The sequence below is a fragment of the Pandoraea eparura genome, from assembly GCF_902459725.1.
GTDB lineage: Bacteria > Pseudomonadota > Gammaproteobacteria > Burkholderiales > Burkholderiaceae > Pandoraea > Pandoraea eparura.
The window spans coordinates 736,869-749,168 of record NZ_CABPSH010000002.1; the positions used below are offsets into that span (position 1 = coordinate 736,869).

The window sequence follows — 12,300 nt, forward strand, 5'->3', positions numbered from 1 at the left end:
GCTTACACACTTGCGAGGCGGCGCGGCGGCTGCGGCGACGTGGAGCCGCCCTTCCATAGTTGGAATTTCTTGAGCTTGTAGAACGCCGCCTCGATGTCCTGCGGATCGATGCGACCCTGCGCCATCTTGTAGATCGCGTGCTCCATCGCCGACTTGCCGCACATGACCGGGCTCGTGAGATCGCCGTCGTGGTACGCTCGCCAGTGCCGCTGCGCCTCCCAGAATTTCGACTGTCGCAGCAGATCGAGCAATTCCTCGGTCAACTCGCACACCTCCGCCACGACCGTCTGCCCAGCCGTGCCTCGACCCTTGCACTGCCCGCAACCCGGGCCCGCCACGCAGACGCGCGTCGTGTCGATGCCGAGGCCGCCGATCACGCTCAGCGTCATCTCGTCGAGCTTGCCGGCCGCCGGCAACTTGCAGTGATCGCACAGCACCGGGATCAGCTTCTGATACACCATCGCGGTGAGAAAGTTGGGGGAGGTCACGGCCGAGACCGGCATGCCGATTTCATCGCTGATCAGACGCGGAATGATGCCGAACGCACTCGACGCGTGCACGGTCGAGAGCACCTGGTGCCCCGTCTCGGTCATCGATTTCGCAAACGAGCCGGTCTCGACGTCGCGAATCTCGCCGGGCATGAGCTTGTCCGGGTCGCCGCGCAACAGCACTTTCGCGGCCGCCCCGAAAGCCGATTCGCCGTGGCCGTCTTCGGCACGCCGCTGAATCGGGATCTGCGTCACATGGGGCTGGATGTATTCGACCGGATCTTCGATGGAGAAGAATTTCTTACCGGCGTCGCGCTCGTACATCATCATGGTGCGCAAGGTCGTCGACTTCCCCGAGCCCGTCTCGCCAGCGATGATTGTCAGCCCAGGGCTACGGTACACGGCGTTCTCCAGCACTTCGACCTGATCGTCGGAGTAGCCGAGTTCGGCAAGCGTCATGACGTCGTCGTCGACCGCCTCGTTGACGAGCAGGCGCAGTACGACATCGACGCCGCGATTCTCCTTGATGCTCTGCAAGCGCAGTTGATACTTGCGATTGCGCAGGGTCAGGGGAATCGAGCAGCTCTGGTGCTGATCCTCGTCGAAGTGATTGTGGCTTCGGCTGCTGGGGTCGGCGCGCGAGTTGTAGGCCGCCGAGACGGCGTCGAGCATCGCATGGTAGTCGCGCGACAGACGATCCACCTCGCTGGTGGCGCGCAGCTTGCCGTGAATGCGCATGCGCACGCGCACATGACGCCCCTCGCGAAACTCGAAATGGATGTCGGAGGCCCGTGCGTCGATGGCGCGCTCGATGATCAGATCGAAATTCCGATACGCGCCGGTGCGCTGCTCCTCGGTGCGTGCGCCAGCGTCGCCGTTCTGTTGCAGACGCGACTGCATGAGCAGAATCTCTTCGGTCGTACCGACGTAGACACCTTCGAGATCGAGCCGATGCGTCGCCCGCACAGCCTGTTCGAAACGCGAGAGCAGATCGGAGCCCTGCATGCGCACAAACGTCGTGTGTTCGAGCAACACGAGGAACAGGCGCGGCTTGATGGCCACGAGCACCAGCGATCCGTTCTCGGCGCCCGCCAGGGTGATGCCGAGATCCTGCCGCCAACCCTGTGTCTGGATGTCTTCCAAGCGAAGGTCGGCGATGGGCCGCGCCACCGCACCGCCGCGTGGGTTGACGCGCGAGAACGCGGCTTGGAAACGGTCAGAAATCGTCGCCATTGCGTCGCCCCGGTGAGCCCAGTCTTGCGTTGCTCGTGGGTGCCGGTCCCATCGCATTGGGCAACAGCAGGCGACGTGGCTTGCCGCCGCGCGCCACGTCGACGAAGTCGCTGCCGATCTTCACCACCCGCCAGTCGCCGAACCGGTCCCCATCGCGCACGTTGTAGCCAAAGCGGCCATCGACACGCAGATAGGCCACCGTGGTGTCGTCAACGCCATGAATGAACAGCAGCTCCGGCGACACGTCGGTCGGCGCGCCCGCGGCGGGCTGACGCTCGGACGCCGTTGTCGCACTCTGGGCGTCCGCGGCCTCCTGCGACGACTTGAGATGCGCGCGCGCAAACGTGTCGATCGTCTCGGCGGCGCGCACCGACGTGAGCGCCATCGGCAACACGAGCAGTGCAGCCGTCGCGAACCCTGCGGTGAGGCGAAGCTTAGTGGACATAGTAGGTTCCTTGAGCGGAGAAGACGGGTTTGGTGTCGTCGATCACGATCGTCAGCTCGTGCAACGACATGTTGCCGGCGCGCATCATCAAACCGGCCACGGAATCGACGAACGCCAGATGCCCGGCCATCTTCCACTCGCCCTTGGCGATCGGCGGCGGCACATCGCTGCGTCCCGCCACTTGCGGCGGCGCGTTGACGAGCGGTTCGGGCATCGAAAGCGAGATGTCCATGCCGTAGTCACCGAGCGATTGCAGACGGGCACCGGCCGTGCGCATGAACTGCGTGCGCGGCACGGGCGTCACGCGCGCATCGCCGTCGTCCGGTTCGTCTTCGTCGTCGGTGAGCCGTTGCGCGGCAGATTTGACAGTCGTGGCGGAGGCACGCTTGGCGACCGGCGGCACGGCGTCGACGGGCGCCAGGGCCTCCGTGGCGTGATCGAGATCGACGATCAGGGCGTTCGGGCGCTGCGAGAGGAGCAGATCGAACGTGCCGCCCTCCAGACGACGCCACTGAATCTCGCATTCCCGGGTGTTGCACGAAATGGCGACAGGCCGCCACCCGCCCGCGCTCGCCGGCAAGGTCTGAATCGTGTATTGCAGGCGTCGCGCGTACGAAGCCCCGGACGAGAACGGTTCGGCGGCGATCGCGCGAGCAAGCGCCTGCTTGTAGGCGTCGACTGGATCGACCCGATTGGCGGCCGCAAGCTTCGCCTTCTGCATGTCGTCATACCAGGACCATCCCCACCAAGCGCCGCCGCCGACCAGGCAGAGCACGGCGAGCGAGAGCGTCGCGATTTTCAGTTGCCGCGCAGGCAGTGGCTTGCGCACCGCCTGCAAACGCGCATCGCGCGACGAATCCTGGTCAGCCTGCTTCGCGATGTCGCCGAGCGTAAGTGCCACGTCGGCAACGCCGAAACTCAAGGGCGCGACGCCGGCAATCGTGATCTCGCCCTCGACCTCCGCGGCCCATTGCTCAAGCCTCGCGCGCACGTCCGCCGCCGGCATCACCAAATCCAGTTCCGGACGGTGATCGCGCAACGTCAGGAAGAGCGTTGCCGACGCATCGTCGGGATCGGGATGCAGGAACGCCACGTTCGGCGCATCGACCATCGCACCGAGCACCGCGCCCAGCGCGCAATACTCCGGCGCGCCTTGGCCCTTGACGGGCGCCGCCATCGAGAAGAGACCGACGGTGCGCGTGCCGGCGCCGTCATCGGCCACCGCGAAGTGCGACGCATCGCGGCTCCTGGCAAGCCCACGGATCTCCGTGGCCTCCTTCTGCAGGCCGATCAACGTCTCCCACTGCGCACCGACGACGAGATGGTTGGACAATATGCGTGTCATGTCACACGCCCTCGGTCAGTTCCGGCGAAATCAGGATGACGACCTCCTTGACCTGCTGACGCGCCTCCTTTGTGCCGCCTTCGTAGTTGAAGATGCCGTCGCGATCGGTCGAATCGTCCTTGCGACGGAAGCCGCTGAGCACCAGCGTATCGCCCGACTTGAGCGACGCCCGCTGCATGGTCTGGATCGATGCCGTGATCGGCAACTGCATGAAGGTACCCACGCCGAGGCCGTCGTCGCCGCTCCCGCGTCCGCCCTCGCCCTGGCCGCCAATGCCCACCTGCACGCCATCGGTGCCGATTTTCGCGCTCACGTCGGCGCCGGAGCCCTCCCCGCCGCCCGCGTTACTGCCGCTCGGCGTTTCCTTGCCCGTGCGCAGGTTGATCTTGTCGAGCTTCCGAAGATCGGACATGTCGATCTGCACCTGCAACATCACGCTTCGGTTGTCCATGAGCGTGGGCAACAGGTTCATCACGAAGCCCGTGGTCAGCACCGACTGTTCGGCGGTCACAACCGCTTGTCCGCCATAGTTGCCCGGCGTCATCTTCGTTTGCGCGACGAAACCCTGGTTCTGGGTGACGGCGACCGGCGCGGGCTGGTTGTTCAGCGTGACGACCGTGGTGTCGATCACGGTGCTCACGCGCCCCTGCTGGCTGAGCGCGCGGATGAAGGCGTTGGATCCCTTGAATCGGCCGGTATCGATCGTTCTGAGTTGCATCCCGCCTTTGCGCGACATGAGCGAGCCGCCGGCCGCCGGGCCCGCCAGGCCCAGCGTGATGCCGCTCGCCGCCTGATACACGAGATCCCAATCGACGCCCGTGGCCGAGTTCTCCTCGAGCGAGACGGAATACACCTGCACGCGCAGCTTGACCTGTCGGCCGAGCACCGCGTTCTCCGCGTCGATATAACTCGCGACGCGTTCGATGACATCGGCCGTGTCGCTCACGACCAGCGAACTCGTCACGACCGACGGCGTCACGCGCCCGCCCTCGGAGAGCATGTCGCTCACCGTCTTGACGAGATCCGACCAGTAATCGAGTTCGGATTGCACGCTGACGTTGGCGTCGGCATTGAAGCTCAGATCGACGCCGCCGGCCGACCCACCCGGTCCGCCGCCGCCCGCGGCACCGCGACTGGCCTGCATTTGCGACGCCTTGCCCACCGAGGCCCGATACGACGAGCTGCCGGGCATCATCTTGATCTGGAAGGTGCGCGTGACATACCGCGCGAAGTGCACGACACCGTCACGATAGGTCCAGTGCGTGCCGGTTCGAAAGGCGATGGTGTCCAACAGGCCCGACAGCGTGCCTGAATAGTGCAATGGGACCGTGGGCTCGCCCGTCTCGGCGCAATTGAGCTGGAAGAGGTTCGTCGGATTGCCGCCGCCGCCACTGCCGCCACGATTCGGGCCGCGAGCGCCGCTGCCGCCCCCCGCCGCACACGACACGTCCGAGGCCATGCGAATGGTCAGGCCGTTGCCGCGTGCCACCTGGGCCAGCACGACCGACATCGGTAACGCGGCGCCGGTCGCGAAGCGCACGTTGCGCTTGAAGAAGTCCGGCAACGCAATCGACGCATTGATCGGGACGGAACGCTTCGCCAGCCACGCCCCCTCGACGTGCTCGATGGCCCGGATCGGGGCCGCCGCGTGCGTGTCGAATGCCGATTGCGCGCTCGTCTGCGCCTGCGAAACGTTGGCGTCGGTCTTGGAGAGCATGCCCGGCGTGCCGCACGCTGTCAGGAACATAGTGGCGCACAACACGCCAAGTCGCTTACTCATGGATTACCGCTTCCGTGATGAAGGCTGCGCCGGGGGGAGCGCAACGCTTGTTATTGTGTGGCGTGAACGACGCGCAGCACGCGGTTGGCCTCGTAGACTTTCACGCGAATGGGGGCGTCGGTGTTCTGCAACGAGACCACGACCTGCTCGACGATGCCCAGGAAGTCACCCGTGAACGTGGCCGGATACTCGATAGGGAAGTCGCGATCGATCTCCCAGGCGAGTTGCCAGCCGTGTGCCTCCAGATAGCGCTGCAGCGCTACAGAGACGCGGCCGTCACCCGGCGACATGAGCAGTTCGAGCAGCTCGCGCACTTCGACCTGTGCAAGCGGTTCCGACGCGGCGATGGCCAGCGATGGCAGTTCGGGTGATGTGGGCGATGTTGGCGACGGGGGCAACAAGGGCATCAAGCCCCCGTCCGGCCGCGCATCGGTCGACGGCGCCGTGTCCAGCGCACTCGCGAGCGGCGGTGGCGGCGAGACCGCCGCCGCCCTGCCGGACATCAACGGTTTGTGACTGGCGAAGGCGATCTGCAGATCGGGCGATCGAGGCGCCTCGCGAAACGGCTCGACAGCGACAACCGTACTCGACCAGACGGTTGTCGCCACAGCAGCGCTCAGCACGCTTTTGATGGGCATGGTTTCCTCACGTCGAATTCAATGCCGAAATGCCGGACGGGGTTCGATCCTGCGATCAGGAGCCGCTGATGGTGAATTCGAGCTTCGCCTTGGTCAGGTCGTTCTTCTGGCCCGAGTCTTCCCCCCCCAGATTCGACGATTGACAAGCCGCCGCCAGGTTGCTCATTTCGAAGGGCTTCTTCAGATTCTTGAGATTCGCCCCGTTCACGGTGACGGTCGCGAAGTTCGAGTGCAACGTCGTCATGAACTTCTGACATTGATCGCTGGGAACATCCTCCGACGTCACCTGAACCCCGAAATTTGGCCCGTCGTTGATCTTGGTCGTGATGGGCGCCATTTTCAGCGTGCCGCCGAAGCGGTTCAGATATTCACCCGCCGTTCCTGCCGGCGACGGGGTGATCGAGCCGAACAGTCCCATCTTGTCCATATCCTGCGGGGTCGTCTTCGCCGTCAACTGCCCCGAAAGCACGGCGTTCTGAATTGACACCACGGCCATCTGCCAGTCCTTGATCTCCTGGTTCACGCGCACGGAGTTCATCAGCCGCGGCACACCCACCATCGCCCCAGCCATGATCAGCCCCATGACCGCGACGGCGACGGACAGCTCCACCAGCGTCACACCGCGCTGACCACGCTTGGCCAACCGCCCCATCATCTTGTTCTTCATTTGCACGAGTGCGCCCTCGTTCACTTGCATGTCCATACCCCTCTTCCTGAGCAAATCGATTGGAAAAGTCGCGCGCCTTTGCGGTGACATCCGTGCGCTGCGACAGGGGCGATTTATGCCTGAACGCTCGACATCGCGTTATCGCGTGTTGTCTGAACTTTTCGCAAATTGACAATTCCGGGGAGCAAGAAAGCCCCCATTTGCGCGCCAATTCCGATAAGACGATGCCTATCGCCAAAGGGCGAACGAGCGCCTGCGAGGGAGTTCAGCGCAAGGAGGGGCGAGGATCGACGCGAACGAGTGTCGCGATAGGGGGCGTCGTGGCCTTCAGATTCGACCCAACCGCAGCGAGAGTATTCCCATCGTCGCGTGCCGATGTCATTATTCAGCGGTTTCACAAGGCGCGTGGCGCGCCTGCGTACGCAGATCGGGACGTCGACGCAACGCCCCGTGGCAGACCGGATGAAAGGCGGATTTGCGCCGCCCGCCGCCGAAGACCGGACGTCGAAGGCGGGACGCCGGAAGCATCAGTGCATCGCGCTCATTCCACCTTCATGCCCGCGAGTTCCGGCCGCGCGGCCGGATAGGACAGATTCAGGTCAGTCAGCGCCTGCACCAGCAGCTCGGCCACCATCAGGTTACGGTGACGCTTCGAGTCGGATGGCACGACATACCACGGCGCATGGTCCGTCGACGTCGCCGATAACGCTGTCTCGTAAGCCTTGGTGTAGTGCGGCCAGAAGCTGCGTTCCTTCAGATCGTTCAGTTCGAACTTCCAGTGCTTGTTCGGATCGTCGATGCGCTCCTGCAGGCGCTTACGCTGCTCGTCGGACGAGATGTACAGAAAGCACTTGACGATGCGCGTATGGTTGTCCGCCAGCAGACGCTCGAAGTTGTTGATGTGCGTGTAGCGTCGTTTGCACTCGTCGGCGTCTATCCAGTCGTGCACGCGCGTGATGAGCACGTCCTCGTAATGACTGCGATTGAAGATCACCAGCTCGCCCGCCCCCGGCACGACGCTATGGACACGCCATAGAAAATCGCGCGCCAGCTCCGTAGGCGTGGGCGACTTGAAATTCGCCACGCGAATGCCAAGCGGATCGACATTCTGGAACACCGCGCGGATGGTGCTGTCCTTGCCGCTGGTGTCCATGCCCTGCAACACGAGCAGAACACGCTGCCGGCTGTTGGCGTGCAGGAGCGTCTGCAACTCGTCGAGCTTGAGCGTCAGCTCGGCCATGCGCGCCTTGTCGTCGCCTTTGCTTTCGCGCGTGAACGGCGTGTCGGCCGGATCGTAGTCCGACAGGTCGAGCTTCTTGCCGAGCGGTACGCGGTATTTCTCGAACATCGCCAACTCCTCGTGACAGGCTTGCCGGCTAGTATCGCGCAAAAACAAAAGCGCGGTGCCGACCCGGCCACCGCGCTTGTTACCTGAGGCGTTCCCGCCGCCGCGATGGCGGCTGGATCTGCCCGCGTCAAGCCCCGAGCTTCTTCTTGAGCAGCTCGTTGACCTGGGCCGGATTGGCCTTGCCCTTGGTGGCCTTCATCGCCTGGCCGACCAAGGCGTTGAACGCCTTCTCCTTGCCCGCGCGGAACTCTTCGACAGACTTGGCGTTGGCAGCCAGCACCTCGTCGATGATCTTCTCGATCGCGCCCGTGTCGGTGATCTGCTTCAGGCCCTTCGCTTCGATGAGGCGGTCTGCCGCGCCCTCATCGGCGGCGCGCTCTTCCCACATCAACTGGAAGACTTCCTTGGCGATCTTGTTGGAGATCGTGTTGTCGGCGATGCGGGCGAGCAGCCCCGCGAGCTGCGCGCTCGACACGGGGCTGTCGGCAATACCGATGTCCTCGCGGTTCAGCAGCGACGACAGCTCGCCCATGATCCAGTTCGCGGCCGGCTTGGCGCTGGCCTTGCCCGCCTTCGCGACCACGGCTTCGAAATAAGCGGCTTGCGCTTTCGACTGGGTGAGCACGGCGGCGTCGTAGTCGGACAAGCCGTACGCTTCGACGAAGCGCGCCTGCATGCCCGCCGGCAGCTCGGGCAGCGCGGCGCGCACACGTTCGATCCATTCGTTATCGATCACGAGCGGCAGCAGGTCCGGATCCGGGAAGTAGCGATAGTCGTGCGCGTCTTCCTTGCTGCGCATCGAACGGGTTTCCTTCTTGTCCGGATCGTACAGGCGTGTTTCCTGCACTACCGTGCCGCCGTCCTCGATCAACTCGATCTGGCGACGCACCTCGTACTGGATCGCCTCTTCGAGGAAGCGGAACGAGTTCAGGTTCTTGATTTCGGCGCGCGTGCCGAATTCCTTCTGACCCACCGGACGCACAGAGACGTTGGCATCGCAACGGAACGAGCCTTCCTGCATGTTGCCGTCGCAAATGCCGAGCCACACCACCAGTCCGTGCAGTGCCTTGGCGTAAGCCACGGCCTCGGCCGCGCTGCGCATGTCGGGCTCGGTCACGATCTCGAGCAGCGGCGTGCCGGCGCGGTTCAGGTCGATACCGGTCATGCCGGCGAAGTCTTCGTGCAGCGACTTGCCCGCGTCTTCCTCGAGGTGCGCGCGCGTGAGCGTCACGACCTTTTCATAGGCCTCGCGGCCGGTGCGGGCATCCGCCTCGACCTGGATCTTCAGCGAGCCGCCCTGCACCACCGGGATCTCGTACTGGCTGATCTGGTAGCCCTTCGGCAGATCGGGGTAGAAGTAATTCTTGCGCGCGAAGATGCTGCGCGGCGCAATCGTCGCCCCAATGGCCAGGCCGAATTCGATCGCGCGCTCGACAGCCCCGCGATTGAGCACCGGCAACACGCCCGGCAGCGCCAGATCCACGGGACAGGCCTGCGTGTTGGGGGCCGCGCCGAACTGCGTCGATGCGCCCGAGAAAATCTTGGAAGCGGTGGAGAGCTGTGTGTGCGTCTCCAGACCAATAACGACTTCCCATTGCATAAGGTTCACCCTGTCTCAACTTGTCGGCATGGCGCGTTCGCCCTGCCCTTGCCGCCGGTCGTCCCCGCGACGGTGACGCGCCGGCCTCTGTTCCTGTTCGCCGATGCTGGCTGGCGTTGGTTCGCGTCTACCGGCGAGTATCCGCCGCGCAAATCCCAGAGCGCGGATCGAAACTCACCGGCCAGGCGTTCTGGTAAATGCCCGGCGTGCAATACGCCTCGCAGTTGGCATGGCCGATGGTCACGTTGCCCGGATCCTGCCAGATGAGTAGCTTGCAGCTTCCACGGTTCGCCTGCAGTTCGATGCTCGGGCGCCACTTCGTCTGGTGGAAGTCCGCCAGATTGAAGTGGCAGCTTCCGCGCTGGCCGACCCACAGACGCCAGTCGAGCGACTGCACCTGATTGGACGACACCTTGAGCGTCGCCTGCTCGCGAAACCCGTCTTCGTCCGTCTGCGAGCAGTAGCCCGACAGATTGATCTCGCGATAGGCGATCGGCGTCGGACGCCCGATCGGCAGGCTGCACGACGCGAGCGTGAGCACGAGGCCGGCGAGCGCCAGCCCCTTCGATGCCCATGCGCCGGCGTGCGCCGCCTTCGGCGCGAGCGACGTCGTCAAGTGCTGGCGGCGCACGATCAGATGCCCGCCGGCGCGCGCGTGTGCCAGTCGGTCGCGCGCTGGAACGCGTCGGCCACTTGCAGCAGGCGGGCTTCGTCGAAGTAGTTGCCGATCAGTTGCAGGCCGACCGGGCGCGCTTCGCGTCCGGTGCCGACCGGCAGGCTCATCCCCGGCAGACCGGCCAGGCTCACCGACAGCGTGTAGATGTCGGCCAGGTACATCTGCACCGGATCGGCGCTCTTCTCGCCAAGGTTCCAGGCGACCGACGGCGCCACCGGCCCCATGATGACGTCGCAGTGCGCGAACGCATTCTGGAAGTCCTGCGCGATCAGACGGCGAATCTTCTGTGCCTGCAAATAGTACGCGTCGTAGTAGCCGTGCGAGAGCACATACGTGCCCACGAGAATGCGGCGTTTGACTTCGGTGCCAAAGCCTTCGGCGCGCGACTTCTTGTACATGTCGAGCAGATCGCGGTACTCGGCCGCGCGGTGGCCGTAGCGCACCCCGTCAAAACGCGACAGGTTCGACGACGCTTCGGCCGGCGCCAGCACGTAGTACACGGGAATCGACAGCTCGGTCTTGGGCAGCGACACCGGCACGCGCACGGCGCCGAGCGCTTCGAATTCGCGCAACGCGTTGTCGATCGCTTCGCGCACGTCGGCGTCGAGGCCTTCACCGAAGTACTCGGCCGGCAAGCCGATGCGCAGACCGGCCAGCGGCTTGTCGGCCGTGGCGCCGTCGAGCGGCTTGCCCAGACCGCGCGCGAAGTCTTCGTCGGCGCGCTCAAGGCTGGTCGAGTCGCGTTCGTCGAACCCCGCCATGCCGTTGAGCAGCCACGCGCAATCGGCCGCGCTGTGACCGAGCGGGCCGCCCTGATCGAGCGACGAGGCGAACGCGATCATGCCGTAACGCGACACGCGGCCATAGGTCGGCTTGATGCCGGTCACGCCGCAGAACGCCGCCGGCTGACGGATCGAGCCACCGGTGTCGGTCCCGGTGGCGACCGGCGCGAGACGCGCGGCCACCGCGGCGGCCGACCCGCCCGACGAGCCGCCGGGCACGGCGCGCGTGTCCCACGGGTTCTTCACCGGGCCGTAGTAAGAGTTTTCGTTCGACGAGCCCATGGCGAACTCGTCCATATTGGTCTTGCCCAGCGTGACCATGCCCGCGTGCGCCAGGCGCTCGACGACGGCGGCGTCATACGGGCTCACGTAGTTCTCGAGCATGCGCGAGCCGGCGGTACTGCGCCAGCCGCGCGTGACGAACACATCCTTGTGGGCGACGGGAATCCCCAGCAACGGCCGGTTCGCCCCCTCGCCGGCGGCAATGCGCGCGTCGGCGGCACGCGCCTGCGCGAGGCTCGCGCTGGCGTCGACGTGCACGAACGCGTTCAGATCGGCGGCCCCGGCGATGCGGTCGAGGTAATGCTGCGTCAGCTCGACGCTCGAGACGCGCTTGGCGTCGAGCGCGGCGCGCAAATCCTGCAAGTGAATCAGATCTTGTTCCATGGTGGCTGCTGTGCGTTATAGCGCATGAAGGCATGAGGGCATGCGGGGCGCCCAGGGCGCGCGGCAATGCGTTGCGCGAGCGTCCGGCGCACCGGACTCATACATCGCGCAACGCGCCGGACTCATTCGATGACCTTCGGCACCAGATAGAGGCCGTCCTGCACGGCGGGCGCGGGACGCTGATTGGCCTCACGATCGACCTGCTCCGTCACCGCGTCGGTGCGCAGGCGCTGGGCGACGGCCTGAATTTGCTCGATCGGATGCGCCAGCGGGGCGACGTCCGTCGTATCGACCGATTGCATCTGCTCGACGAGTGCGAAGAAGCCGTTGAGCTCCTTTTCCATGTGAGCCGCCTCGTCATCGGCCAGCTCGAGACGCGCGAGGTGAGCGATGCGTTTGACGTCTGAGAGATTCAAAGCCATGAAGAAATCCCGAAAAAGTGCGCATTGGAGAACAGCCGGGTGCATGCCTGACGCCAAAATTAGGGACAGAATGCGGAGAATGCGCGGACGCGATCCGGGTCGTCTGCGGTTTTACTCCGTGCACCGGGCTGCGCAGGAGGGCTGGCGCGCCGTGCCACAAGGCTCCCAGCGTAAGCGACGGGGGCGTCGAATGGGGTGTCAACGTGCTCG

At 64.9% G+C, this 12,300-nt stretch carries 11 protein-coding genes; all 11 read right to left on the reverse strand.

Translation table 11 applies throughout. The features are described from left to right. Positions 1-2: 2 nt before the first annotated feature. The 11 genes from PEP31012_RS07540 to gatC all read right to left on the reverse strand — a co-directional run bounded on the left by PEP31012_RS07540 (position 3) and on the right by gatC (position 12,090). On the reverse strand, positions 3-1,721 hold the full coding sequence (locus PEP31012_RS07540; protein WP_174978145.1) for a GspE/PulE family protein: 1,719 nt from the start codon (positions 1,719-1,721) through the stop codon (positions 3-5). Further along, positions 1,705-2,166, reverse strand: a complete 462-nt coding sequence (locus PEP31012_RS07545) for a hypothetical protein (RefSeq protein ID WP_150588686.1) — start codon at positions 2,164-2,166, stop codon at positions 1,705-1,707. Before PEP31012_RS07545 ends, PEP31012_RS07540 begins: the two co-directional genes overlap by 17 nt. Continuing rightward, on the reverse strand, positions 2,156-3,511 hold the full coding sequence (gene pilO2 / locus PEP31012_RS07550) for a type 4b pilus protein PilO2 (RefSeq protein ID WP_150588687.1): 1,356 nt from the start codon (positions 3,509-3,511) through the stop codon (positions 2,156-2,158). Before pilO2 ends, PEP31012_RS07545 begins: the two co-directional genes overlap by 11 nt. A gap of 1 nt (position 3,512) precedes the next feature. Further along, a complete protein-coding gene (locus tag PEP31012_RS07555) occupies positions 3,513-5,291 on the reverse strand; it encodes a secretin N-terminal domain-containing protein (RefSeq protein ID WP_150588688.1) in 1,779 nt (592 codons plus the stop codon). A 50-nt stretch (positions 5,292-5,341) separates the two neighbouring features. After that, complete coding sequence (locus PEP31012_RS07560; protein WP_150588689.1) at positions 5,342-5,929, reverse strand: toxin co-regulated pilus biosynthesis Q family protein; 588 nt, start codon at positions 5,927-5,929, stop codon at positions 5,342-5,344. 55 nt (positions 5,930-5,984) lie between these two features. Next, a complete protein-coding gene (locus PEP31012_RS07565; RefSeq protein WP_174978146.1) occupies positions 5,985-6,632 on the reverse strand; it encodes a type 4 pilus major pilin in 648 nt (215 codons plus the stop codon). Between the two features lie 505 nt (positions 6,633-7,137). Continuing rightward, entirely contained in the window at positions 7,138-7,944 is an 807-nt protein-coding gene (locus tag PEP31012_RS07570) for a polyphosphate kinase 2 family protein (protein ID WP_150588691.1), read from the reverse strand. A gap of 127 nt (positions 7,945-8,071) precedes the next feature. Further along, positions 8,072-9,544, reverse strand: a complete 1,473-nt coding sequence (gene gatB / locus PEP31012_RS07575) for an Asp-tRNA(Asn)/Glu-tRNA(Gln) amidotransferase subunit GatB (protein ID WP_150588845.1) — start codon at positions 9,542-9,544, stop codon at positions 8,072-8,074. Positions 9,545-9,671: 127 nt separating this feature from the next. Continuing rightward, the gene (locus tag PEP31012_RS07580; protein WP_425494939.1) at positions 9,672-10,160 is read right to left on the reverse strand and encodes a hypothetical protein; all 489 of its coding nucleotides are present in this window, start codon (positions 10,158-10,160) and stop codon (positions 9,672-9,674) included. Positions 10,161-10,177: 17 nt separating this feature from the next. Beyond that, positions 10,178-11,668: an Asp-tRNA(Asn)/Glu-tRNA(Gln) amidotransferase subunit GatA gene (gene gatA, locus PEP31012_RS07585; protein ID WP_150588693.1), complete on the reverse strand. Its 1,491-nt coding sequence runs from the start codon at positions 11,666-11,668 to the stop codon at positions 10,178-10,180. A 122-nt stretch (positions 11,669-11,790) separates the two neighbouring features. After that, positions 11,791-12,090, reverse strand: a complete 300-nt coding sequence (gene gatC, locus PEP31012_RS07590; RefSeq protein ID WP_150588694.1) for an Asp-tRNA(Asn)/Glu-tRNA(Gln) amidotransferase subunit GatC — start codon at positions 12,088-12,090, stop codon at positions 11,791-11,793. Positions 12,091-12,300 lie beyond the last annotated feature (210 nt).